Origin of the sequence: Paenibacillus sp. RC73, from assembly GCF_044908085.1 — a bacterium.
GTDB classification, from domain to species: domain Bacteria; phylum Bacillota; class Bacilli; order Paenibacillales; family Paenibacillaceae; genus Paenibacillus; species Paenibacillus terrae_A.
Genome location: NZ_JBIYCV010000002.1, coordinates 418373 through 443769, shown reverse-complemented (window position 1 = coordinate 443769; position 25397 = coordinate 418373). Strand labels below are relative to the sequence as shown.

Annotated in this window: 29 protein-coding genes and 1 pseudogene; 2 read left to right on the top strand and 28 right to left on the bottom strand. The window is 46.5% G+C overall.

The window, feature by feature from the left end:
- Positions 1-45 precede the first annotated feature (45 nt).
- The 3 genes from ABH897_RS05610 to ABH897_RS05600 all read right to left on the bottom strand — a co-directional run bounded on the left by ABH897_RS05610 (position 46) and on the right by ABH897_RS05600 (position 956).
- Positions 46-222: a S26 family signal peptidase gene (locus tag ABH897_RS05610; protein ID WP_283652300.1), complete on the bottom strand. Its 177-nt coding sequence runs from the start codon at positions 220-222 to the stop codon at positions 46-48.
- A 1-nt stretch (position 223) separates the two neighbouring features.
- Positions 224-406, bottom strand: coding sequence for a S26 family signal peptidase (locus tag ABH897_RS05605; protein WP_404518980.1), 183 nt, complete (start codon positions 404-406; stop codon positions 224-226).
- Positions 407-746: 340 nt separating this feature from the next.
- Positions 747-956, bottom strand: coding sequence for an XRE family transcriptional regulator (locus tag ABH897_RS05600; protein WP_283652301.1), 210 nt, complete (start codon positions 954-956; stop codon positions 747-749).
- Here ABH897_RS05600 and ABH897_RS05595 point away from each other — a divergent pair.
- The gene (locus ABH897_RS05595; protein WP_404591348.1) at positions 939-2072 is read left to right on the top strand and encodes a DNA-binding protein; all 1134 of its coding nucleotides are present in this window, start codon (positions 939-941) and stop codon (positions 2070-2072) included. The genes ABH897_RS05600 and ABH897_RS05595 overlap by 18 nt on opposite strands.
- A gap of 509 nt (positions 2073-2581) precedes the next feature.
- Here the strand turns inward: ABH897_RS05595 and ABH897_RS05590 are convergent.
- From ABH897_RS05590 to ABH897_RS05580, 3 genes are all read right to left on the bottom strand, one after another.
- Complete coding sequence (locus ABH897_RS05590) at positions 2582-2899, bottom strand: hypothetical protein (RefSeq protein WP_283652302.1); 318 nt, start codon at positions 2897-2899, stop codon at positions 2582-2584.
- A 110-nt stretch (positions 2900-3009) separates the two neighbouring features.
- Entirely contained in the window at positions 3010-4710 is a 1701-nt protein-coding gene (locus tag ABH897_RS05585) for a methyl-accepting chemotaxis protein (protein WP_404580506.1), read from the bottom strand.
- A gap of 121 nt (positions 4711-4831) precedes the next feature.
- Positions 4832-4960 (bottom strand): TetR-like C-terminal domain-containing protein, encoded by a 129-nt coding sequence (locus ABH897_RS05580; protein WP_283652304.1) that lies wholly within the window; start codon positions 4958-4960, stop codon positions 4832-4834.
- 349 nt (positions 4961-5309) lie between these two features.
- On the opposite strand from ABH897_RS05580, the pseudogene ABH897_RS05575 reads away from it, so the two are divergent.
- A pseudogene (locus ABH897_RS05575) lies at positions 5310-5769 on the top strand (SDR family NAD(P)-dependent oxidoreductase).
- Between the two features lie 125 nt (positions 5770-5894).
- On the opposite strand, the gene spo0A reads toward ABH897_RS05575, so the two are convergent.
- The 22 genes from spo0A to spoIIIAD all read right to left on the bottom strand — a co-directional run bounded on the left by spo0A (position 5895) and on the right by spoIIIAD (position 25395).
- Positions 5895-6698, bottom strand: a complete 804-nt coding sequence (gene spo0A / locus ABH897_RS05570; RefSeq protein ID WP_283652305.1) for a sporulation transcription factor Spo0A — start codon at positions 6696-6698, stop codon at positions 5895-5897.
- Between the two features lie 217 nt (positions 6699-6915).
- Positions 6916-8076 carry a SpoIVB peptidase gene (gene spoIVB / locus ABH897_RS05565; protein ID WP_283652306.1) on the bottom strand — a complete coding sequence of 387 codons (1161 nt, stop codon included), beginning with the start codon at positions 8074-8076 and terminating at the stop codon, positions 6916-6918.
- A 123-nt stretch (positions 8077-8199) separates the two neighbouring features.
- On the bottom strand, positions 8200-9918 hold the full coding sequence (recN, locus tag ABH897_RS05560; RefSeq protein WP_283652307.1) for a DNA repair protein RecN: 1719 nt from the start codon (positions 9916-9918) through the stop codon (positions 8200-8202).
- Between the two features lie 60 nt (positions 9919-9978).
- The gene (gene ahrC / locus ABH897_RS05555) at positions 9979-10428 is read right to left on the bottom strand and encodes a transcriptional regulator AhrC/ArgR (protein ID WP_014282217.1); all 450 of its coding nucleotides are present in this window, start codon (positions 10426-10428) and stop codon (positions 9979-9981) included.
- Between the two features lie 16 nt (positions 10429-10444).
- Positions 10445-10921 carry a hypothetical protein gene (locus tag ABH897_RS05550; RefSeq protein WP_283652308.1) on the bottom strand — a complete coding sequence of 159 codons (477 nt, stop codon included), beginning with the start codon at positions 10919-10921 and terminating at the stop codon, positions 10445-10447.
- A gap of 153 nt (positions 10922-11074) precedes the next feature.
- Entirely contained in the window at positions 11075-11926 is an 852-nt protein-coding gene (locus ABH897_RS05545; RefSeq protein WP_283652309.1) for a TlyA family RNA methyltransferase, read from the bottom strand.
- Between the two features lie 75 nt (positions 11927-12001).
- Entirely contained in the window at positions 12002-13900 is a 1899-nt protein-coding gene (gene dxs, locus ABH897_RS05540; RefSeq protein ID WP_404518897.1) for a 1-deoxy-D-xylulose-5-phosphate synthase, read from the bottom strand.
- A 108-nt stretch (positions 13901-14008) separates the two neighbouring features.
- On the bottom strand, positions 14009-14932 hold the full coding sequence (locus tag ABH897_RS05535) for a polyprenyl synthetase family protein (protein ID WP_283652311.1): 924 nt from the start codon (positions 14930-14932) through the stop codon (positions 14009-14011).
- Positions 14904-15164: an exodeoxyribonuclease VII small subunit gene (xseB, locus tag ABH897_RS05530; protein ID WP_283652312.1), complete on the bottom strand. Its 261-nt coding sequence runs from the start codon at positions 15162-15164 to the stop codon at positions 14904-14906. Before xseB ends, ABH897_RS05535 begins: the two co-directional genes overlap by 29 nt.
- Positions 15154-16518 carry an exodeoxyribonuclease VII large subunit gene (gene xseA, locus ABH897_RS05525; RefSeq protein WP_283652313.1) on the bottom strand — a complete coding sequence of 455 codons (1365 nt, stop codon included), beginning with the start codon at positions 16516-16518 and terminating at the stop codon, positions 15154-15156. The genes xseB and xseA overlap by 11 nt, the downstream gene beginning before the upstream one ends.
- 12 nt (positions 16519-16530) lie before the next feature.
- The gene (gene folD, locus ABH897_RS05520; protein ID WP_283652314.1) at positions 16531-17388 is read right to left on the bottom strand and encodes a bifunctional methylenetetrahydrofolate dehydrogenase/methenyltetrahydrofolate cyclohydrolase FolD; all 858 of its coding nucleotides are present in this window, start codon (positions 17386-17388) and stop codon (positions 16531-16533) included.
- Between the two features lie 37 nt (positions 17389-17425).
- A complete protein-coding gene (gene nusB, locus ABH897_RS05515; RefSeq protein WP_044647653.1) occupies positions 17426-17875 on the bottom strand; it encodes a transcription antitermination factor NusB in 450 nt (149 codons plus the stop codon).
- Between the two features lie 135 nt (positions 17876-18010).
- On the bottom strand, positions 18011-18244 hold the full coding sequence (locus tag ABH897_RS05510; RefSeq protein ID WP_014282226.1) for a DUF2273 domain-containing protein: 234 nt from the start codon (positions 18242-18244) through the stop codon (positions 18011-18013).
- Positions 18245-18259: 15 nt separating this feature from the next.
- Positions 18260-18799 (bottom strand): alkaline shock response membrane anchor protein AmaP, encoded by a 540-nt coding sequence (gene amaP / locus ABH897_RS05505; protein ID WP_283657139.1) that lies wholly within the window; start codon positions 18797-18799, stop codon positions 18260-18262.
- Between the two features lie 73 nt (positions 18800-18872).
- Positions 18873-19286, bottom strand: a complete 414-nt coding sequence (locus ABH897_RS05500; RefSeq protein ID WP_014282228.1) for an Asp23/Gls24 family envelope stress response protein — start codon at positions 19284-19286, stop codon at positions 18873-18875.
- A gap of 125 nt (positions 19287-19411) precedes the next feature.
- The gene (accC, locus tag ABH897_RS05495; protein ID WP_137063557.1) at positions 19412-20755 is read right to left on the bottom strand and encodes an acetyl-CoA carboxylase biotin carboxylase subunit; all 1344 of its coding nucleotides are present in this window, start codon (positions 20753-20755) and stop codon (positions 19412-19414) included.
- A 63-nt stretch (positions 20756-20818) separates the two neighbouring features.
- The gene (gene accB, locus ABH897_RS05490) at positions 20819-21310 is read right to left on the bottom strand and encodes an acetyl-CoA carboxylase biotin carboxyl carrier protein (RefSeq protein ID WP_283652315.1); all 492 of its coding nucleotides are present in this window, start codon (positions 21308-21310) and stop codon (positions 20819-20821) included.
- Positions 21311-21448: 138 nt separating this feature from the next.
- A complete protein-coding gene (locus tag ABH897_RS05485; RefSeq protein ID WP_404591345.1) occupies positions 21449-22276 on the bottom strand; it encodes a SpoIIIAH-like family protein in 828 nt (275 codons plus the stop codon).
- A gap of 59 nt (positions 22277-22335) precedes the next feature.
- Positions 22336-22977, bottom strand: a complete 642-nt coding sequence (gene spoIIIAG / locus ABH897_RS05480) for a stage III sporulation protein AG (protein WP_404518894.1) — start codon at positions 22975-22977, stop codon at positions 22336-22338.
- A 16-nt stretch (positions 22978-22993) separates the two neighbouring features.
- A complete protein-coding gene (gene spoIIIAF, locus ABH897_RS05475; protein ID WP_404591343.1) occupies positions 22994-23764 on the bottom strand; it encodes a stage III sporulation protein AF in 771 nt (256 codons plus the stop codon).
- A 38-nt stretch (positions 23765-23802) separates the two neighbouring features.
- Entirely contained in the window at positions 23803-24993 is a 1191-nt protein-coding gene (gene spoIIIAE / locus ABH897_RS05470) for a stage III sporulation protein AE (RefSeq protein ID WP_283652318.1), read from the bottom strand.
- 12 nt (positions 24994-25005) lie between these two features.
- Positions 25006-25395, bottom strand: coding sequence for a stage III sporulation protein AD (gene spoIIIAD / locus ABH897_RS05465; protein WP_025683336.1), 390 nt, complete (start codon positions 25393-25395; stop codon positions 25006-25008).
- Positions 25396-25397: the final 2 nt, after the last annotated feature.

The window sequence follows — 25397 nt, the reverse complement described above, 5'->3', positions numbered from 1 at the left end:
TTAAAATCGTTTGGTTTGCTTCCACTTCCTCGTACAGTACAGGCTTTATTTTATTTCGTCTAACGGAATCCCGTTCAGTGCAATAACCTTGCCTATCACCTTATTCGTTGAAATATATCCAAGAAGACGACTGTCTGTGCCGTTCATCCGATTGTCTCCCAACACAAAAATCATACCTTCCGGTACAACATTCGACTCACCTCTTAACGGGAAATTAAGCATGTTAGGTAAGTCGCCTTTTTACAAATTGTACATCATCCTTCTGAAAAACGATAATATCCCCTCGCTGAAAACTGTTTTCCTTGTAATAATGCTTATCCACTGCCATATGATCCTCTGCCATCATAGTAGGCTGCATCGAAGGCCCATGCACTGAGTATGGCTTTACATCATCACTTATATTGATAATACCTAGTGCTAAACAAAAACAGTCACCCCCCGAGAGGATGACCTATTCATAAAGTTTTTATCATTTACCATAATTATCAATATATTAACATATCTGAGGTTATTGGGCTATCTTTTTTAATCCTTCCCAATTTTCTTTGGAGTTTCCACTACAGAAGGTTTTTTAGTGACTTTCAGATAACATTCGGCACAAATCACAATTCCTCTATACAGAACGATCGACTCTTTACTATTACAGAATATGCAATGGTGGAAATGGGAACGTACTTTAAGCTTGTGTAATTTCCCTGTCATTCAGCATTCCTCCTTCATATATAACATGAATCATCTTTGAACGCCTATTTCGTAAATGTATCATCAATACCGAGCAATTCATAAACTAATCGCCTATATCGTTTAGCTTTGCGGGTTCCATGGATTAGATTCGATAGGCGGGACGTGGGAATTTGGTAAGTCTCGCAAAAGGTTTGTTGATCCATATGCCTTTCAACCAACTTCTGCTTAATCGCCCATCCAAAATCAGTTACAGTATGTTTATTGTTATTCAAAAGACTCCTTACGACTGCATAGCCGTCGTTCTATCCCGTATGCTGGAAGATTTAAACCAGCTTGAGTTGGTATTTGAAATCGCGGAGGAATTACATCATTCAGATAAACCGAAGGAAGCTGTTCCTTTCTATGAATACATAGTGGAAAATGAGAAATATCAGCATTCGGAGCGTTTAGCCATAAGCCACTATAGGCTTTTTCGTGCTGCACTTGGTCAGAATTTGGAAAAGAACCGTGAAGCAGCGATACGGTTTGCGCCTTTTCGTAACCTTTTACCTGTAAACTATCAATTAGATGGTTATTATAAACTGACAGGTACATCGTTTAATCAGCATAAATGGGATGAAGTCGAGGTATACGCTGATGAATTCCAAATCGTTGTAAAAGCTGCATACAATGATAAAATACGTAGACTAGAAAGCAAGAAGAAGGCTGAACCACTTGTAACAGATCATCCTTTTGTTTTTTATTACGGATATAGTTATCTCTCGAAGTCTACAGCCCTTCAAAAGAAGGGAGAATATGAGGAAGCAAAAAAATACATTTCAGCCTACGCTGATCTGAGTTGGATGCAAGGTTTACATGCAGATGATCGAAAACAAATAGAACAATTTAAATTATGGGCGGTAGGTAATAGATACACACTCGACTTACTTTCAGGCAACATGGCGGTAATCCCCGGTTACATACAATATTTAAAAGAGCATCCTGATGAAATACTAGCGGGGCTACTTACTATTTTAGAATCAGCGAATAAATATGGATTTCTTGTGGACGAAACATTAGAAGAATTCCGAGAACACACTTTAGGATTTGACCAGCGTAACGATATGACACACAGTACTTATTATTCCTCTTTTCTCCAAGAGCTTGCGATCTATAATTTCAAAATTCAGAGGATGCATGAGGGCCTCAATTGCGCCTTGAATTACCTAATATTATCCATTATTATGAATAACGACAGTGATTTCAAGCAAAGTGCTACAATGTTTGAATTTTACAAAAAGTCTGCTTCCCCTGAGCAAAAAAAAGAGTACGAAAAAATTATTAAGGAGGAATGGAACCGTGAAAAAGTCTCTAATTATTCATCTCATTCTGACTTTTGGACTACTTAGTTTAATTCAACCGATATGGTAAACCTCAACTAATGCTAAAGATAGTATCACAATAAATAATCATGGAATGAGTTAAAATACTGCACTTCGCTTATAGCAGAATACATCTATTTCTAAAATGAAACCTCGTTATAAAGACACTTCATTGGACTACATTCTAATTTACTACCAAAAAAGTTAAGCTCATCCCACTTTCAAAATTCGGGATGAGCGTTTTAGCATTCAATTTCATTGATTCTAATGTATGACTTGGATAATAAGCATTAATTCCTAGCTAAAATTATTTTCAAAGTTAGATTCATTCTCTAGTTTATAATATTTCAAATTCAAATGCCCCTGTCATTCCGTGTAATACATCACATGTTATAAACACATTGGAGGATCTTACTGGTAAGAGACATAATCTAACCGATATGCTGGAATATATTCCAAGTAACGCAAAAGACGATCACACTCCTGCTTGATAGAGGGCGATCGTCTTCTGTTTTTTTGCTAAACTATACTTTCTCTTACTCCCCTCGATAATAAAAATCTACGAACCTTTTCGTCAACGGATTAAACTTATCAAAACGTTTTCGATGCGTTAAAAAACCTGATTTATGAACTTGCTCTGCCAATGCTTCTACATCTTCAAATCGCTTAAAAAACGGTAGCGTATACGCGTCGATGTCTTCAACAATCTCTTGGACCACCCGCCCCCTTTCTGTTTCCGTAGACACATGGTAATCGTAATCCTTGTTTTCCGTATACTTCTTGGTCAGAGCAATCAACTCACTGTGAAAACAAGACCCTGTACCGCACTGTTTTTTTATTTCTTTGGATTCCACGATTATGTAAACTTTTGTTCAGTATTGGATTGCCCAAAAATAAAAAGAGACAGCGTGTTATTACACACACCGTCTCTGCTGAATCCCAGCTTGATTTATGTTGATCTGAGTTATACTTTGAATTTGCCGATTTGTCCTTGCAGGTCCTCTGCCATGGTAGACAGGTTTCTTGCAGCTGAAGCAATTTCCTCCATGGATGCCAGTTGCTCTTGTGTTGCAGCAGACACATGTTGTGTTCCTGCTGCGGCTTCCTCAGCAATCGCTGAAATTTGTCTGACAAAGCCTACAACTTCATCCGTACTTGCAGACATTTGCTCTGAGCCAGCGGATACCTCTTCAATCTCACTCGCTACTTTATTAACTGTTTCCTGAATCAGTTCAAAGGATGCACCTGCATTCTGCACGACTTCCCGACCTGTCATGACATCTTTTCCATTGGACGCTACAGCCTCGATCGCATGGGCAGTGTCCTTTTGAATCAAACCAACAAGTTCCGTAATTTGTTGAGCAGAATGAGCCGATTGTTCAGCCAACTTGCGCACTTCGCCTGCAACTACAGCAAATCCGCGACCGTGTTCTCCTGCGCGGGCCGCTTCAATCGCAGCGTTCAGAGCAAGAAGGTTGGTCTGACTCGAAATATTGGTGATTACATCAATAATCTTGCCAATTTCATCTGAACGCTCTCCCAATCCAGCCATAAGACCAGCCAATCCCTCCATGGAGTGATTTACAGCGTTCATCTGCGTAACAGCCTGTTGAATCATCTGGTTACCTTCAGCTGATTTGTGGGCCGCATCCTGAGCAGATGCAAATACATTTTGCGCACGAATAGCAATTTGTTCTACACCGATGGACATTTCCTCAATAGCCTGGGACGACTTTGTCACCATATCCACCTGTTCGCCCGTTCCTGTAGCTACTTCTTGTACCGTTTCGGTTATTTGTGCAGAAGCTTGGCTATTTTGCTCTGCGCTGGCTGTCAATTCTTCCGAGGAAGTGGTTACCAGTTCAGACGTCTTACTAACCGATTGAATCAGTTGGCGAAGGTTCTCAACCATGGCATTAAAGGAATGTGCCAACATGCTGATCTCGTCCTTGCCCTTCACAATTATAGCTTCACTTGTTAGATCACCCGATGCAATGCTTTCAGCAGCACGACTGATTCGCAGAATGGGTTTAGAAATAATTTGGGCGATGATGATTGCCACAATCAGTGCCAATACAATAGCCGCAATACTCAAAACGACGACCATTTGTCTACCTGAGATAAAGTTGTCAACGCCTTCTTGTGTAATCTGTTTTGAGCCATCTGAGTTCAGCTTGATGAGCTGAAAGATCATATTGTTCGCGCTATCCCATAGCGCATAGGACTCTTTGTGCAGAATGCTGGATTGAACATAATCGTTAGCTTTCCCTGCTGCAATCACCTCTGGCAACTTATTCAGATAATCTGCATATTTTTTGGAGAAATCATCATACATTTCACGTTCTTTAGGAGTAGCAATTAATTTTTCATATGTTTTCCGGCCGCTCTCGACCTTTTTCAAAACCAAATCGTATTCCGCCTGAACCTTCTCCACCTCTGCCGGGTCGCGTTCTACAATAATATTCAAGGAAAGCCGTTCTACATCAGATACATCGCCGTTTAGCGTTCCCAGGATAGTCACACTTGGCATCCAATGGCTATCAATTTCCATCGAAGTGTCACCCAAGTTTTTCATTTTTGAGATGGATACCAAACTAATGATAATCAATAAAGCAATTACCGCAAGAAAACCCAATAACAATTTTGCTCGGATGTTAAATTTCATACATTCGCCCCTCAATTTCTTTATAGTACATATTATATCGACATGAATCGACACATTGTTTATATCAACTTAAAGAGATTTTTCAGAACTGTTTCCAAAAGGAAAATTTTACTTGTGATGATTAGTGAAGCTGATTCTGGTTTGTTTTATAAACAGCGTGGGACGTGTTATGTTTCATGATTTCCAGCAATTGTTCCGCCATATAGCGAGGGGAATGCTTAAAATCTTCATTTACCCATTCTATGATCATCCCCAAAATAGCGTAGGCGTAGTAACTAGCTTGGGATATCCGTTATGGTAATGTCCTTTAAATCTTTTTCTTTTAAAAGGAGAACTATAGATTCCCTTAATAGTTTTTTCGTTCTTCGAATGCGTTTATCCTCAACTAATTTTGGATTAGGCATGGAGCATCACCGTTAATTTAAAATTTATTTACACAAGGCAGAAATACTGTTCAAAAAGCAACAAATTCCTGCTTATTTGCTGATTTTTATTCATTAATAAGTATGATTATACTATAAATAAGGTATAACTGTACTTTATTGAACAAGTGTTTAACGAAATGAATTACACTTAACTGAACATGCGGAGGGATCATCATGATACTTCAAGGTAAGGTGGCAGTAGTCACAGGAGCAGCCTCTGGAATGGGTAAGGAAATAGCCATTTTGTATGCTAAAGAAGGGGCTAAAGTGGTTGTATCTGATATCAATGTAGATGCGGCAAACTTGACTGTAGCAGACATTAAATCCAATGGCGGAGTCGCTACTGCTATTGTAGTTCGGAAGGTCCTTCCTATTTTCACGGACAAAGGTGCCGGGGTCATTATTAATGTTGCCTCACTTGGCGGATTGCAAGGCTCTAGAGCTGGTGCAGCTTATATATACTGCAGCCAAACATGCCGTTGTTGGCCTGACTAAAAATGTAGGCTTCCAATACGCTAATAAAGGCGTACGTTGTAACGCAATCGCTCCTGGTGCTGTTTCCTTGCTTCGGATGATTCCAGCTTTGTGAATGGGTACCGTCATTACAGCCGATGCTGGTTGGTCTGCTTATTAAAAGATGTAGGTAATGTAAAAAACCAGTCCAAACACGAAAGTGTCGGCTGGTTTATTTGTTGTACTACGTAAAATATTTAGCTCTGCGAACCTTCTTTATTCGCTTACTTTCCCTAATTAACCCTTTCAGGACACCTTATTCTCAATCCGAAGCTTGTCAGCTACCATCGCAATAAACTCTGAGTTGGTCGGCTTGGATTTGGAGATATTAATGGTGTAGCCGAACAGATGAGAGATGCTGTCGATGTTGCCACGTGTCCATGCTACCTCGATGGCATGACGAATGGCGCGTTCCACGCGGGATGCCGTCGTTTTAAATTTTTCGGCGATTGCGGGATATAATGTTTTGGTGATGGCACCCAAAATTTCGATATTATTGTACACCATAGTAATGGCTTCGCGTAAATATTGATAGCCCTTAATATGAGCTGGCACACCGATTTCATGGATAATGGCCGTAATACTGGCATCCAGGTTTTTCGTTTTGCCCATTGGCACCACATTAGACCGCATGGAAGAAACCGTCACCGGACTGCTGCTGACTAATTGTGGTCCCACCAATTGACGAACACGGTTGGCAAGCACTTCCATGTCAAACGGCTTCAAAATATAATAAGATGCCCCGAGCTGTACGGCCCTTTGCGTAATATTTTCTTGACCGAATGCAGTCAGCATAATGATTTTCGGCTGTGGAGACAGGTTCATTTCTCTCAAGCGCTCCAATACGCCGAGACCATCCAGATGAGGCATGATAATATCTAAAATAAGTACATCAGGTACGTTGCGGGATTCTGCGATGTGTTGGAGCACTTCTTCACCATTATAGGCGATTCCTGTAACTTCCATATCCTCCTGATCGGAAATATATTCGGCAAGCAGATTCGTAAACTCCCGGTTGTCATCAGCCAACAATACCTCAATTTTTTGCAATGTACTTCCTCCTTATTGAGCGTTATTCAGTTGGGACATCAGTTTACAGCAATTAAATATTTCTTGTCGGAGTATATGATTTCGACATCGAATTATGAATTCCTTCTGTCGAAAATTATTTTTATTTATTTTTTTTATGGTTTCCATTATAATTAATTCTTTAACTTGCTATTATGAGCTTATTCATGGCATTTCGACAAAAAAAATCTTAAGGCCACTAGCTCGCCTTAAGATTAGAGGATGATTTCAAGCTTACGTTATTCTGCATGATTCCTGCATCGCGCAGCATCCATTCAATAAAGCAGCCGTAGCCTGATTTCGGATCGTTAACAAATACATGCGTCACAGCCCCTATGAGCTTCCCGTTTTGAATAATTGGGCTTCCACTCATCCCTTGTACAATTCCCCCGGTCTTATCCAGCAGCTTTGGATCTACGATACGAATAACAAGTCCTTTGGTTGCCGGTTTATCCTGTTGAGAAATGTGTACGACCTCTGCCTGAAACCGCTGAATCTGCTGACCTTCCAGTACAGTCAAAATTTCTGCAGGTCCTTCCTTTACTTCATTCGCAAGTGCCACAGGAATCGGCTTGGAATACAAACCATATTGCGGCTCATCTGACATCTTCCCAAAAATCCCGAAGTTCGTGTTTCGTTCAATATTACCTAACACCCGATGATCCTTGAGAAAATGTGCGCGTTTTTCCCCAGGTTCACCACTTTGACTTTTCGCAATTGACGTCACATTGGATTGCACTATTTCCCCGCTCCCCACAACAATGGGGGTCTGGGTATTCATGTCGGTAATCACGTGCCCCAAGGCCCCGTATACCCCCTGATCCGGTGCGTAAAAGGTCAAGGTGCCTACACCCGCAGCCGAGTCCCTAATATACAGTCCAAGCCGCCATGCTTTGTCATCACGATCATAAGCTGGTGTTAGCTTGGTGGAAATCGTCTGCTCCCCTCGGCAAAGCGTGATGTCGAGCGGCTTTTTGTTCTTGCCTGCTTCCTCTACAGCCTCCGCTACCCTTGTCAGGCTATCCAGCGGTTTGCCATTCATATGGGTGATCCGGTCACCGAGACGAATTCCGGCAGTCTCTCCAGGTGACACCTTGCGGTCCATACTTTCCTGAATGACATGATGACCAACGACAAGCACTCCTGAAGATTTTACTTTGACCCCGATCGTCTGACCCCCTGGATACACCTTCAAGTCGGGGATCATGTTTTCTTGAGGCTTCTTCACTGCATGGGAACCGAATAATTCCAGAGAAGCTTGTGAAGGCAGCGCTGCATGCACATGCTTGGCGTTACCGATACAACAAATAAGAAAAACAAGCAAAAGACCGAGCAATTTGATCCTGGAGTAAAAATTCAATGGCTGTCACGCTCCCTTTGCTTCTTTCGCTTGACGAGTAAAGGTGGTCGCCAATTGCGTACCTATAAGGTAACCTTGCCCCCAGGCTTTTATAACTGTTAATCATTACGCCAGCCGCTCTTTTCAGGCTTTCTTTCCTTCCGCCAAATTCAGCATTTCCTGTGCGTGATGCAAAGTTTTTTCGGTAATTTCCACGCCGCCCAGCATACGTGCCAATTCCTTTACACGTCCGTCCTCATTTAACGCTTCAATTTGCGTCATTGTACGTTCGTCATGAACATTCTTCTCGATAAGGTACTGGTGATCCGCCATACATGCCACCTGCGGCAAATGAGTGATCGAGAATACCTGACAGACAGAAGACAAACGATACAGTTTTTCGGCAATGGATTGAGCGGCGCGACCGCTTACCCCGGTATCCACCTCGTCAAAAATGAGTACCGGAATTTGATCATGACGTGCAAAAATACTTTTCATCGCCAACATGATACGGGACAGTTCACCACCCGAAGCAATTTTGCCCAGCGGACGAAGCGGCTCCCCCGGATTCGGGGAAATCAGAAATTCTGCATTATCGATGCCCTGCTTGGTTGGTCGTACCCGCCGACCTTTATATTCATATCCGCGCGGATCTTCAATCGGATCAATACGTACCTTGAGTGACGTTCTTTCCATTTGCAGATCCTTTAGCTCCTGCTCTACCTGCTCGGCCAGCTCTTCAGCACAAATTTCACGCGCTTCTGTAAGCTCTTCTGCAATCTGAAGCAAATCCGAAAGCAACTCATCCCGCTTTGCAATTAATTGCTCCAGCCGTTCATCCTTATTCTCCAGCATATCGGTTTCCTGCTCAATACGGCTATAGTATTCCAAAATCTGCTCTATACTATCACCATATTTTCGCTGTAACCCTGTAATTTGATTCAGACGTTGCTCCACTTCATGCAGCTTGCCCGGATTAAATTCAATATCCTCACGGTATGAACGTAATTGGAACGCCGCATCCTCCAGCTGGTAAAAAGCAGATTGAATCTGCTCCGCAATAGGCTGAAGGCTTTTGCTGTCGTAGCTTTGGACATCATTCAGTCTGGACAACACGTTATTGATCATATCCAGTCCACCTCTGCCACTTAGCAGATCGTAGGCTCCTGATATCCCATCCATCATTTTCTCACTATGGGATAGCTTGACCCGTTCTTCTGTCAATAATTCATCCTCTCCCAATTTAAGCTCGGCAGCGGCAATTTCCTCCAACTGAAATCGATACATGTCCAATAACTGATAGGCCTTTTGACTGGAACTTTGCAGCTCCCGTACTTCTTTTTCCGCTTTGACAAAAGCATTGTAGCGCTCTCTGTAAAGCGTTTTGACCGGACCGATGACCGAATCACCGAACGTATCCAGCAACGCCAGATGGCGGTCTGCACGTAGCAAACTTTGATGCTCATGCTGACCGTGAATATTGACGAGCTGCTCACCCACCTCACGCAGCATCGTTAAATTGACCATTTGACCGTTAATCCGCGATGAACTTTTGCCTTGAACGGTCAGTTCCCGCCGAATTAATAGATGTTCTTCCGCATTCGCCTTGATTCCTTGCTCTTCTAACGTTGCCCAAACCGGATGCTTAACCGGCAGCTCAAACAGCGCCTCCATCTCTGCTTTATCACACCCATAACGGACCAGATCGGCGGAACCTCTGCCTCCAGCAATCAGACCGAGGGCATCAATAATGATCGATTTACCTGCGCCTGTTTCCCCGGTCAATACGTGGAACCCTTTATAAAAATGAACATCGACAGCCTCTACAACTGCCAAATTTCGTATAGATAAAGTGACCAGCATCGTTCTTTCACCTCTATGATGTACAAATTCAAACGTCTAAATAGGCCTAAGAAATCATGTTTAGGAAATGTAGCCCATAAGACGATTCACAATGGCCTCGCTGTTCTCTTCTGATCGGCAAATAATCAAAATGGTGTCATCCCCGCTAATGGTACCCATAATTTCAGGCCATTCAATGTTGTCCAATAATGCAGCAATCGAGTTCGCCGTTCCCGGAAGACACTTCATCACGATCAGATTGGTCGTATAATCAATATGTAAAAAGTTGTCGACCAATGTACGTTTCAGTTTCTGCGCCGGGTTATATCGCTGATCTGAAGGCATCGAATATTTGTACCTGCCATCATCCATCGGAACTTTAATAAGCAGCAGTTCCTTGATGTCCCTAGATACAGTGGCTTGAGTGACCTGAAAACCAGCCTTGCGTAAGGCTTCAACCAGATCGTCCTGCGTTTCAATTTCCCGTTGTGAAATAATTTCCCTGATTTTAATATGTCGTTGACCCTTCATAAAATCCTCCTATGGATTAATCCTCATATTCCTCTTCTTCGATGTCTTCCGCCAATGTAATAAGGCGGATATTTCGTTCGTCCGTATCAACGTACAATACGCCCGCACAGCCCGGATAAAGCAGCAGATAAGGCATAAGCCTGTCCCGCAAATCAGGACCATTCCACTCCATCGGTTTCTTGCGGCGTGACGTTTTGACCATATATGTTGAACCATTTCGCACAGCCACATAGTCTATAAACAAACGGCTATACATGGTATGTCCATTCACTTTAAAAGCAAGCGGTATTTTCATTTTTCCGCCCACCAGCTCATAACCCGCGTCTTCCAGCAAGTCCACAGCAGGCCCTTCGTCCAACTCCTCGTTAATCGGTATAGTCTTTAATACAAGCGGTCCCGGCTCCTTTAACCAGGTACGCAGGCCGTAAAAAGCCCATACCGCTAATATTACGCCGATCACGACAATGATAACCGTATCATATCGCGTGTCCATGAATCGATCACCTCATGGACATATTCTAGGACAGAAGGTGGAATCCCTTTTCTTCTGTTATTTCATTATAAGCGAACATGAGTTCGTTAATCAATCCCTCACACCAAAAAGAGGTTCCCTTAAGTTCACAGAACTCTTGAGAACCCCTGAATGTTACTTACGCGACGGACCATTATTGAAGGTCTGCCCTGCTTCCTGAACAGTAAGGTCAATTAACGGACGGAAATCAACGCTTTCCTGTTGCGGGTCAGCAATAGCAGGCTTATCCAAACGCCAATGTGCCAAAAATTCAATATTGCCTTCTCCACCGGTAATAGGAGAATAAGCCAATCCTTGCAGCGAAAGTCCAAGCTCGTGCGAGAACGTCAGGATGGTTTGCAACACTTCTTTGTGCGTTGCAGGATCGCGGACGACGCCGGATTTCCCCACCTTTTCACGTCCGGCTTCAAACTGTGGCTTAATCAGAGCCACAATGTCAGCAGGCTGACGCAGCAACGCAAGCAATGGTGGCAAAATAATGCGCAGCGAAATAAATGAAACATCAATACTTGCAAAATTCGGTACAGGACCGTTCAAATCTGCAGGTGTCATATACCTGAAATTCGTTTTCTCCATTACGCATACCCGTTCGTCATTTCGAAGGGACCAGTCCAGCTGATTATATCCCACGTCAATGGCATATACATACTCCGCTCCATGCTGGAGGGCACAATCCGTAAAACCTCCGGTGGATGAGCCGATATCCAGCATCGTTCTGCCCTTCATATCCAGCTCGAATTGACGGATAGCCTTTTCCAGCTTCAACCCTCCACGGCTTACATATGGATGCACTGCACCCTTTACTTTAAGCTCGCTGTCGCGTGGTACCTTCATACCCGCCTTCTCGATCCGTTCACTGTCGGCCAGTACCAGACCTGCCATAATTGCGGCTTTGGCTTTTTCACGGCTTTCAAAAAAGCCTTGCTCTACAAGTAATACATCAATGCGTTCCTTCGGAACAGACATGTTAATCTCCCTTTAAGGCAGCTACGCTGCTCTTGTCATACTTTTTCATAAATATCAACGTTGTCGCAAATTCCCCTATACCGATTGTCCCATGCCATACACTGGCTCGGAAGCCCATTTACGAAGCTTAAGGCACACAGCTTCAATGGTAAGGCCCGCTTCTGCGCGTTGCTCCTTGATCGAGCCATGCTCCACAAACATATCGGGAATCCCCATCAGACGCACCTGTGCATTTTGCATTTCTTCTTTGGCGTAAAATTCCAGCACGGCGCTACCCAAGCTTCCCGCTTCAGAAGCTTCTTCCAAAACGATCAGCTTCGTATGCTGGCGGGCCAGCTCACGCAGCATATCCTCATCCACAGGCTTAAGGAAACGCGCATTGACGACACCCACTTGCAAGCCTTCGCGTTTCATTGCCTCCGCAGCCTCTGTCGCCACCTGGAGCATCGGGCCTGAAGCGATTACAGTGTAGCCCTCACCCTTGCGGAGAAGCTCCCAACTGCCGATGGGTATAGCTTTCAGTTCTGTGTCCAACGGCACACCAACCCCATTAACACGAGGATAGCGATAAGCAATCGGACCATCGTCGTAATCAAGCGCTGTTTTCATCATATGGCGCAGCTCGTTTTCATCCTTAGGCATCATAAGCACCAGATTGGGGATATGACGTAAAAATGCTACGTCGAACACGCCATGGTGCGTTTCTCCGTCAGCCCCCACAAAACCGGCACGGTCAATCGCAAACATCACATTCGCATTATGACGGCAAATGTCATGTACAATTTGATCATAAGCACGCTGCATAAAAGTGGAGTATACCGCAAATACCGGCTTCATCCCCTCCATTGCCAACGCAGCACACATAGTAGCCGCATGCTGCTCCGCAATGCCGACATCAATCATCCGTGTAGGGAATTCCTTGCTAAACGGCACCAGTCCCGAACCACCAGGCATGGCAGGCGTAACCGCTATAATACGTTCGTCCTTTTCAGCCAGCTCAATCAGCGTCCGTCCGAAAATTTCCGTATACATGGGGTTGCCCACAGCCTTGAGTACCTGACCGGATTCCATTTTGTATGGACTGATTCCGTGCCATTTGTGTGAATCTGCCTCCGCAGGCTTGTAACCCTTGCCCTTAGTGGTTACGACATGCACCAACACAGGGCCAGTGACGTTATCAGCCTGCTTGAAGGTTTCGATCAGCTTCGGCAAATCATGTCCGTCGACCGGACCGAGATACGTAAGCCCCAGCTCCTCAAACAGCACGCCCGGCACCATCATATATTTAAGACTGTCCTTAACACGGCCAGCCGATTTGGCAAGTTTACCGCCGATAGCAGGTATTTTTTTCAGCAAAACTTCCAGCTCATCCTTTGCTCGCAAATAATGACGGTCCGAGCGGATTTTGCTCAAATAATTATGCATGGCCCCAACATTCGGCGCTATCGACATTTCGTTGTCATTCAGAATGACCATCAAATTTTTACGTTCATGACCAATATGGTTCAACGCTTCAAAGGCCATGCCTCCGGTTAATGCTCCATCTCCGATCAACGCAATAACTTTATTGTCCTCGCCCTTCAAATCTCGTGCCAAAGCCATCCCCATTGCGGCTGACAGAGATGTGCTGCTATGACCAGCTTCCCAGACATCATGCTCGCTTTCGCTTCTTTTTACAAATCCACAAAGTCCATCACGCTGACGAAGAGTATCAAACCGATCCATTCGCCCTGTCAATATTTTGTGTACGTAGGCCTGATGCCCAACGTCATAAATCATCTTGTCCTTCGGGCTGTTATAGCAGTAATGCAGGGCGATTGTGAGCTCAACCACTCCCAGATTCGATGCCAGATGCCCCCCAGTCACGGACAGCTTCTCAATCAAAAAGCTCCTGATTTCCTCGGCTAGAGAAGCCAGCTCCTCAACCGACAGTGATTTCAGATCGCCCGGTTGCTTTATGTGTGGAAGCAGCACGCATATCTCCCCGCTTTCCTTCAAGTTTGTGTGTAAAGTTAACAAATATTATATCACACTTTGTGACCTTGCTTAAACACTAGACAAGCCAATGATGCCTTAACCGCACTAATGATCACGCTTCATAAGATAGTCCGCAATCTCTAGCAAACGCGACGAATCCGGTATACCGCCTTCTATTAACGCTTTTTTGGCAGATGCCGTGAGTTTCTCTACTTGCTGCTGGGATGCCTCCATACCGATAAAAAACGGATAAGTTACCTTTTCCTGTACAACATCACTTTGCGTTTTTTTACCCATTTTGCTCTCATCGCCTATAAGATCCAGTATATCGTCCTGAATTTGAAAAGCCAAACCCAGGTCTCGTCCAAATTGGCGAAGCGCTTCTAATTGATTCTTGTCCGCTCCGCCGATCCGTCCACCTGCCAAGAGGGAGAAAATGATCAAATCTGCGGTTTTATGGAGATGGATGTATTCCAGTTCCTCGATACCTGTCATCCCCTGCTCGCCGGACATATCCGCGACCTGACCGCCTACCATGCCCCGTGCCCCGCTCATTTCGGACAGCTCCTCCACGATGGACAGTAGCGCATCGGAGGAAACCCCGTGACGCCGACCTGCTTGTACGACGCTATGAAAGGCATGGGTCAGCAATGCATCCCCTGCAAGTACAGCAACCGCCTCACCGTATACCTTATGATTCGTCAGTTTGCCCCGGCGATAATCATCATCATCCATGGCTGGTAAGTCGTCGTGAATCAGGGAGTACGTATGTACCATTTCTACCGCACATGCTACTGGTAACGCGGCCTCCCGGCTTCCGCCGAATGCTTCGGCAGCTGCGATCACAAGCAGAGGCCGCAGGCGTTTTCCGCCTGCGGTGAGTGAATAATTCATGGATTCACGGAGAACGGCGGGAATGCTCCAATGAGCTGGGAATTGCTCGGTCAATGCAGACGAAACCGCGTCCACCGTCCCGGTCAAATATTCCTTGAACGACGATCTATTCAACGCCTTCACCACCGTTTTCATCTAACCCGCTGCCGAAAGGCTTCTTGCGCAAATCTCCATCCTCTTCCACAATCATTTCAATTTTACGTTCAACTTGCTCCAGCTTCTGACTGCAAAGCTGAGACAGCTTCATGCCACGCTGGAACAGATCAATGGCTTGCTCCAGAGGAACGTCTCCGTGCTCCAGTTGTCCGACAATTTCTTCAAGAGCGGCCATGGCCGCTTCAAAATTCAATTCCGTTTCATTCGCCACCGTGCTTCGCGTCCTCCTTCATTCCCCATACTTGGCAGTCCAACTGCCCGTCACTCACTTTAATCTTAATGGAATCTCCCGGCTGTACGTCTTTTAGCGACTTGATCAGCCGTTTCTCTTGCTCATCATACACAAGGCTGTAGCCTCGCGACATGACCTTGAGCGGGCTAAGTGCATCCAACTGACGAATACCCGCGTGCAGCTGCTGTCGTCCCGTCTTGGTAATAGCACGCATTGCAGTCTCCAGCTGACGCTGTGCCGCATCTGTCTGCTTGTGGGCCGACCGGATTTGTTCGCGCGGGTTAAACCGCTCCAGCACCTGACGCATACGCGCGTTCTTCTCTGCGTTCAAGCGCGAACGGTTACCTGCTGCACGGATGAGCCGCTGATGCAACATATCCATCCGCTCCGCATGCTGTAGCATATAGCGGCGCGGGTGCAGCAGCACCGGGGAGCGCCGAAGCCGGATCAACCGTTCACGGCTGGTTTCCAGCCGTTGACGGAGCGCGTTGCGTAATCGCTGTTCCCGCTGGAGCAGCTGATCTCGCAACTCTTGCTGATGAGGCACAGCCAGCTCGGCGGCAGCGGTCGGCGTAGCCGCACGCAAATCAGCCACAAAATCCGCGATCGTAAAATCCGTTTCATGACCAACAGCCGAAATGACCGGAATCCCCGATGCAAAAATGGCACGCGCAACCGCTTCCTCGTTAAACGCCCATAACTCCTCCAAAGAGCCACCGCCCCGCCCGACGATCATCACCTGAACCTCCTGCATACGGTTCATGGCTTCAATCGCCTTAACAATAGCGGGAGCAGCACCTTTTCCCTGCACAAGCACAGGATATAACATAATTCCAGCCTGCGGATATCTCCGTTGAAGCGTCGTGATAATATCGCGTACGGCAGCTCCGGTTGGTGAAGTAATGACACCGATTGTCGTAGGGTGAGCAGGCAGATTGCGCTTGCGAGCGCTGTCGAACAGCCCTTCAACATCCAGCTTTTGCTTGAGCTGCTCATATGCAAGGTAGAGACTTCCGACGCCATCAGGCTGCATCTGGGTTGCATAAAATTGATATTGTCCATCCCGTTCGTACACAGATACGTTTCCCCGGGCAATAACACGCGTACCTTCCTTTGGTACGAAGGGAAGCCGCTGATTATGGGTTGCAAACATAATCGAACGGATGCGGCTGCCCTCATCCTTGAGTGTAAAGTACATGTGACCACTCGAATGATGCGTAAAATTAGAAATTTCCCCACGTATCCATACGTCGGACAGCACCTGATCCGATTCCAGCTTCATCCGGATATAGCGATTCAAGTCCTTAATAGAGTAAATACGCTGTTCAGCCACAGACAACCGCCCTTATGCCAAACCGTGCGACCGCTTGGCCGCTACGAGCGTATTTTGCATCAGCATGGTAATCGTCATTGGACCTACACCGCCGGGAACAGGGGTAATCGGACCACATACTTGCTTCACGCTCTCAAAATCAACGTCACCCGCCAGTTTTCCGCTCTCCAGACGATTCATGCCTACATCAATGACTACCGCTCCAGGCTTCACGAACGAAGCATCAATAAAGTTGGCTTTTCCGATGGCAACCACCAAAATATCCGCTTGCCGACTCAGCTCGGCGATATTCGCCGTACGAGAGTGACACATGGTCACCGTAGCATTTTCGCGCTGCAACAGCAGCGATACCGGCTTGCCCACGATATTACTGCGACCAATGACCACCGCATGCTTACCCGCAATTTCTACCCCCGCACGCTTGATCAGCTCAATGACACCAGCAGGAGTACAAGGCAGGAGACTATCATCACCGATGACCAGATTCCCCACGTTCACCGGATGGAATCCATCCACATCCTTCTCGACTGCAATGGCGTCAATGACTGCTTTTTCATGAATGTGTTTGGGCAACGGAAGCTGTACCAGAATCCCGTGAATATTACTTTGGAGATTCAGCTTGTCCACCAGCTCCAGCAATGCTTCCTGTGAAGTATCCGCTGCCAACCGATGTACCTCGGAATAATAACCGAGATCATGACATGCCTTTTCCTTGTTTCTAACATACACCTGAGAAGCAGGATCTTCACCTACCAGTACGACAGCCAGTCCAGGCTGAAAGTTGTGCTCCTTCAGACGGACAACCTCCTGCTGAATGCTTGCGCGAATATCCTTAGAGATTTGTTTGCCATCAATGATCGGTGCTGACATATTAACCACTCTCCAACCTGAGTAAAATAATCTCAACTTAAAACTGTGCTTTCAGTTGCTCCAGCTCTTGTATAATCCGTCCCAGAACACCGTTGACAAATTTACCCGACTCCTCGGTGCCAAAATGCTTGGACAATTCAATCGCTTCATTGACTGCAACTTTAGCTGGAACATCCTCACGGAAAATCATTTCATATGCCGCCAGTCTCAAAATTTGGCGATCCACGCGTGAAAGTCTGCTGATCTGCCAGCCTTTAAGATAATCCACCAGAAGTTTGTCAATCGCTTCCTTGTGTTCCCAGGTACCCCGTACATGCTCCAATACGTAAGCCCTTAACACTGCTGCATTTTTTATGACTACTTCCGCTTCGTTATCCTCTGCCGCTTCCTGGAGCAACATATCTACTGCTGCTGCTGCATCCACTTCATTCATTTCCATATGGTACATGCTTTGTACCGCTATTTCCCTCGCCAGACGTCTTTTCATGCCCTGCCTCCTACGCTTGCCTGTATCTATTTTTTCATTTTAACCAATTCCACAAAAAAACCTGTGAACGCATCCTCCAAAACGTTGGGCGCAAAGAAGCTACAGCTCTATTTTGGAGAAAGCGTATCACAGGGTTCATTTAAAAGGACGCCAACGTTGCGACAGCCAGTCGCTCCATTCCTTCCAAGGGAGGAGGGAACCAAGCGCTGCGTCGCTACGTCTTCCTAGCGTATATCCGATGAACACCATCAATGCAAAGAACAACATATTCCAAAAGCCTGCCCACAAATAAATAAACCCGAAAAAAATGCCGGCCGTAATCCCTGTGATCCGGCCCTTGTAACTTCCCCATATTTCTTTCCAGGGCATCAGGGAAAATCACCTCTATTCCACACGACTCTTAAAGCTTGGTGACTGAGAAACATTGGCGATGTACACAGACACATTGGACACAGGAATTCCCGTAATTTCTTCCACATGGTCGTGTACCCCCTTTTGTACCTCGGAGGTTAACACCGGAATAGAACTTTCCCCGTCCACAACCGCCCGAATCGTAATATCAAGTCCCGATTCCAGCACGCGAATACGTGCTTTCAAATCCTGTATCCCACGAAATCTGGAGGCCGCTTTGAGACACAGATTTTCGATGGTATCCACTGAAATCTGAATGTCACCGTACTCCGTTCGTTGATCTATAGAATGCTGTACCGTTTGGTTCCGGCGAATGGAGATATAGAAAATCCGGAGACTCAAAAGCAGCAGCACTCCAGCAATAATCAAGCTGGTAAACCACACAATCCGCTCATCCTGAATGCTTAAGGCATACGGAATGGCCCCGCTCAGGAGGAGGATGGCGAGAATGGAAATAATTCCGATACTTAAGCTGTACAAGAACAGCAGAAGTCTGTCCATAACTTTAGCCACGAAACGCACAGCCTCCTTAAATTAGAGTAAACCCTCGACCCTTAAGGGTCGGGGGTTTGTACAAAGTATCGCTCTATTTAACCCGTCCGGCGCCCAGAACTTCCGGCTCTTCTACTTTTTCGGCACTTTTGAATTGAACATCATGAATTTGCACGTTCACTTCAACAACGTTAAGACCTGTCATGGTTTCAATGGAACGCTTAACGTTCTGCTGAATAGCAGCAGCCACCTCAGGCAGACGGTTACCGTACTCAATAATGACAGAGACGTCTACAGCTGCTTCACGCTGTCCGACTTCCACTTTTACACCTTTGGACAAATTTTTGCGGCCCAGTAGTTCGGCAAACCCGCCTGCAAATCCGCCACTCATTCCCGCTACGCCCGGCACCTCAACGGTTGCCAGTCCGGCAATGACTTCAATAACCTCTGGGGCAATCTGAATCTCCCCAATTTCCGTACGCTCGAATTCGGTTGGCACTGTGCTCATACCTTCAACACCTTTCGGTCAAAATAAGTTTCACTTCAGCTTTGGATTTCAAAGCAGACATGCTCACTTATTATCCATACTATATCATTTGGCGTTCATTATGACAAACTAAGGAAATATACCGATTAAACTTCGTTTTCCTCCAAAAATTTAATATCAAAATCGCCCTTGACGAAGGTCGGATGCTCCAACAAACGTTGATGAAAAGAAATCGTTGTCGGTATGCCTTCAATAGCAAATTCGGACAGAGCCCGCTTCATTTTGGCAATCGCTTCCTGACGTGTAGGCGCCCACACAATCAATTTGGCGATCATGGAGTCATAATAAGGAGGAATGCTGTAGCCCGGATAAGCTGCGCTGTCTACGCGTACCCCTGGGCCGCCTGGAGGCAGATAAAATCCGATTTTACCCGGTGCAGGCATAAAATTGCGATCCGGGTCCTCGGCGTTAATACGGCACTCCATCGCCCATCCATTGATGGTGACTTCTTCCTGTGTAAAGGAAAGCGGATGCCCCTCAGCGACCAAAATCATTTCCTTAATCAAATCCACACCGGTAATCATCTCCGTTACGGGATGTTCTACCTGAATACGTGTGTTCATTTCCATAAAATAAAATTGATTATCCGGTCCAAGCAAAAATTCCAGCGTTCCCGCACCGGAATATTGTACAGCCAAAGCCGCACGAACGGCTGCCTGGCCCATTTCTTCACGCACATCCTGCGAAAGTACAGGACACGGCGCTTCCTCCAGCAGCTTCTGACGACGGCGCTGCACAGAGCAGTCCCGTTCGCCCAGATGCGCAACATTGCCGTGCTTGTCCGCTATGATCTGAATCTCCACGTGCTTCATACCGGTCAAATATTTTTCCAGATACACACCTGCGTTACCAAACGCTTTTTGCGCTTCCTGCTGGGCGGTAGTAATTTGTTGAATAAGATTATCCTCATCCTCGGCGATACGGATACCTTTACCGCCGCCACCTGCTGTGGCCTTGATGATTACCGGATAGCCAATATCGCGAGCAATGGTAATGGCATCCTGCAAATCCTCCACCAGCCCGTCCGAACCCGGAATGACCGGAACCCCGGCATCCTTCATCGTCTGCTTGGCAACAGCCTTATCCCCCATTTTGTTAATCGCTTCTGGAGAAGGACCAATAAATGTAATATTGCAAGATTCGCAAATTTCAGCGAAGTCGGCGTTTTCAGCTAAAAATCCGTAACCTGGATGAATCGCATCACATTCAGTCAATGTCGCAACGCTCATCAAGTTCGTAAAATTCAGGTAGCTGTCCTTGGACAGCGTCGGTCCGATACAGTAAGCCTCATCTGCGAGACGCACATGTAACGAATCCTTGTCGGCTTCCGAATATACGGCAACCGTCGAAATATTCATTTCGCGGCAAGCGCGAATGATACGAACCGCAATTTCCCCACGATTCGCAATCAATACTTTTTGAAATGTCATGACTTTATCCTCCCTGGGAGCAGCCTGGCTGAACCCTCAAAACAGAGGGTACAAGCGAGCGTATTACTCCGGTTTCACAAGGAACAATGGCTGGCCATACTCGACCAACTGTCCGTTTTCGGCCAAAATTTCCACAATTTCGCCCTTCACTTCAGCTTCCAGCTCGTTCATCAGCTTCATCGCCTCAATAATACACACCGTTGTTTTCTCGCCTACTTTACTGCCGATACTCACATACGAAGCCGTATCCGGGGATGAAGAACTATAGAAAGTGCCCACCATCGGAGATACGATTTTATGTAGATTGCTTGCATATTCCTTAGTCTCCCCAACAGATGCATGTCCTGCATCGGACTGTGCTTGTGGATTCGGAATAGCAGCTTGTGGTGCCACCGTATAAGTAGGTGCTGCCACAGGAGCCTGTACCGTAACGATCTCGCTTTTGCCCGGTTTACGGATCAACAGGCGAGTTCCTTCATTTTCAATTTCAAGCTCATGTACAGACGTTTCATCCACCAGCTTGATCAATTCCTTAATCTCGCTTAATTTGAACATCTCTATTAATCACTCCTTCAGCATTTTGCCGGTTGCTGATAACATTGTTGAAACAGCTTTATGTATTATATCACAATCATTAAAAATAGAAAGAGCCCGGAAATGTGCAGAAATCCGGGCTTTTTCTCGATTTTTGTCTTATTGTGTAACATACTGGACGCTGATCTTGTCCTGTGTTACGTTCAGTTCTTTCATGACCTTATCGACGATCGTTACCGCTTGCTTGGCATCCAGTTTTTCACTCAGAACCACTACCTTGTATTTATCAGCATCTTCCTCACGAACCACCGCATTGGCGAACTGCTGTTGAAGCTCTTCCTCAATTCCAGTGATTTTCGCCTGTTTGTCTTCCAGCACATGCAATTCTTTTTGTGCTTCTGCAGCTTTCTTGGCAGTGCTATCGTTCATTGCAGTCGTCAGCTCATCATTCTTCTTTTGATTCGCCACATCCCGCTCCAGCAAGTAGTTGTCGATAACAGCAGCGGCCGTTGGCTTCGCGGCTTGTTCCGTTGCCACCTGATCGAGCACCTGCTGGTCCGTTTTCGCAGTGGATGCTGTTTTGTCGTCACTTTTTGCCGCAGTATCCGGCACGGTAGCAGTAATATTTTGATCCGATTTAGCAGACTCAGTAGCCTGGGCAGCGGCCGTATCTTTATTTTCGCCTGTAGTAGATTCGGTAGCAGGATCCGTTGCGGCAGCCGTGTCCGTCTTCGCGGAAGAGGCAGTTCCTTCTCCGGTTACTTCTCCATTAGTTACCACTTCATTCACTTTCAGCTCGTTTAATTGCTCTTCTGCCTTACCTGTCGCTTCCTGGGCGGAATCCTGCTTAACCTTGCTCACTTGCTCACTGTCCGCCACAGGCGGGTTAGCTGGGCTGGAGTCCTCCGTAAACAGATAGTACGCAGACAGCACGACCATTAAACTCAACATGGACACCAGCCAAACGGTTTGTCTTTTGTTATTCATGTTCCGTCCTCCAATATCATTAAATTAGGATTTCATTTATCCCTGATTAGGATTTCAATCTATCCCTGCTTGCGCGGGACGACTGAAATTTTATAGGAAGGCACATTGAGTCCCTTCTGTACGGCATCCACAATCAACTGCTTCACGGTGGGGTTTTCTGCTCCCATCGCCACCACCAGCACTCCCCTCACCTGCGGCTTTACTTTTTTTGTAACAATCGGGGTGTGCTGACCTCCTGACGATTCATAGGTGACAATCTCTCCATCGCGTGTATATTGAGTGGTATGTCGCTGACCGCCATTGGCATCCGTCTCGTTATTTTCTTCCTGCATATCCTTCACATTACGTTGAACGATGACTTCCTCGGTGGAGTCAACTGTAACCATGACATCGACGGTTCCTACACCAACAATCTGCTCCAGCATCTGCTTCATATTATCTTCGAACACCTTCTCAATTCCGGCAAAGGAACTTTCCTCCCCCCCCGTTGTCTGAAGTGCGGGTTCATTTTTCATCACTCCAGGCGGCTCCCGCCCCACGTTTTCCGGGTCCACCTTTTTCACATTGACAAACGAGTTAAAAAGCATGATCGCGACCCCGATAAGACCGAGAATAAGCAGCCAGCGAAATGAATTGAACCTTTTGGGCCCGTCTGCCCCCCCGCCCATCCATTGCTCCAGCTTTTTCATCCATTTGCCCATTTCTGCTCACCTCCTGTTACCATTCATGTGTACCGTCCTGCGAAGAAAGTACCTGCACATTTTTGCTGTCGACACCCCATTTTTCGTGCAACAGTCCCGTAATTAAACCGAAAGCTTGCGTATCTGCTGTCTTTTCAACATCAGAGCCTTCCGTATGGTTGTTGGCACCCTCTAACGTTCCCTTCTCTTGGTCCGATGCTTTTACAGGTGTTGGCTCTATGCGGATATTTACTGCTTTTTCAGCGACAGGCTCTACCATAATCGGCTTGGAGTCCAAATCTGGCGGGACATTCGTGTTTTTCTCCTTACGCCCAGACTGCTGCTCCGCCAACTTAACCACAACCGACTGAATCCCCGTTCCAGCCTCCAGATCGGACGCTCCCTGCTTCATCTGAGCAAGCGTAACCTGAACCGATTGAATTGCTAACCCGGTACTTTGCTCCAGCTGTCCCTTGATTTCCTTGGCGACCTCTTGGCCAGCCCATTGCATGGAGCTTTGCTCCTGTTGCTGCTTCAACTTGTTGCCTTTTGCCAATATTTCCTCCAATGTTGGTTCGCCCTTACCCGTCTCTGCCTGACGTTGAAGATCAAACGCGCGCCCCAGAAGCTCAGAGGGACTGGTACTCAGCAAACGCACGACCGGAGAGAGCAGCGTCAGTAGAATAAGCAGGCTGAGTACGAGCTTGACATACCTTTCCATGGAACGGCTTGGCAAGATCATATCGATAAAAGAAGCCAGCAGCACAATCAGCACCAGTTCCTTAAGCCAGCCTCCCAGCCAGGTCACGTCACTCCCCTCCCTCCGTTTGATTTCCGATCATTCTCTCACCTCATCATGACTGTCATATTGCCTGCCGCGAGCATGACCGTAATCGCAAGGAAGGACATTAAACCCACTGCCGCCAGCGCTGCGAAGACATAAATCATGCTTTTACCGATTGCGTCCAGGCATTCCACAATAGGCGTATCTCCCAAAGGCTGCATAATTGCTGCTGTGACTTTATAGATCAGGGCCAGCGTTAGAATCTTGAGGGCAGGGAAGGCGCAGAGGAACAGGATAATGATGACTCCCACCAGACCAATGGCATTTTTCACGAGCAACGAAGCCGAAATGACCGTATCTGTCGCATCTGCCAGCGCCTTGCCAACCACCGGAACAAAACTGCCTGTAATATACTTGGCCGTGCGGATCGTTAATCCGTCAGTTACAGACGACGTCAAGCCCTGTACGGAAATGACACCCAGAAAAATGGTCAAAAGCACCCCCAGCACCCCCACTCCGGCGTTACGCAGCAGATCGGCTAACTGGGTCAGCTTGTATTTGCCTGTCAGTGAGTTGACCAGATACAACACCGCCGAGAAGAACAGCAGCGGGAACACCAGCGTATGAATGACCGTCCCGACCGTGTTGATCATAAATACAATCAGCGGGTGGGTGACCGAAACCGTTACGACGTTGCCCATCGAAGCCAGCATGGTAAACAGCAGGGGCAGCATCGCCATCATAAACTGAATCATGCTGTCAATGGCTTCCTTTGCATAACCGATCGCTACACTAAAGCTGTTAATCGCCAGGATGATAATGACCATGTAGACAATGGCGTAGGCGACTTTGCTGACCTGATTACTTTCAAAAGCACTTTGCAGAGTTTCCAGCACCATACTCATAATGCTGAGCATGACAATGGTGACGAGCAGCTTGGCATTCACCCGAATTTCGTGGATGAAAAAGTCGGCTATGGCGCTCAATACACCTTTAATGCTGAACCCTTCACCGCCCGGAAGCAGCATATCCATGAAGGAAGGCGTTTTCTGATCAGGGAAAAATCCGCCATATTGCTGCATCAGCCCGTCCCAATAATGCTCTACCTCATCTTTGGGCATCTGCTCCGCCTGTTGTCTGATCCATTCATTCGCAGGTGTATCTGCAAACATGACCACAGCCGAGGCACACCAGAGACATAGCAGCAAAATGGCAACCACTTTGAGATTCGGCATGCCCTCCAGCCTTTTCATGGCATCACCCCCTCAGGCGGGCATCAGCTTCAGAATCGTGTCAATGATAATGCTGATAATCGGGATCGCCAGCACCATAATGAGCACCTTTCCTGTAAGCTCAATTTTGGAGGCAATCCCGTCTTGTCCCGCATCCCGAACCACCTGCGCTCCAAATTCGGCAATATAAGCGATACCGATAATTTTCAGCACGGTTTTAAAATAAATCATATCCATGCCAGATGACCTTGCCAGACGCTCCAGCACAGCAACTACGGACCCAATCTTGCCAATCAACAGTAAAAAAATGACGATTCCCGCGGCTGTCGCAATCAGAAAAGCAAACATCGGCTTCTGTTCCTTAATGACCAAAATAAGAACTGTGGCAATCAGGGCGAAGCCGACCACCTGAATGATTTCCATGT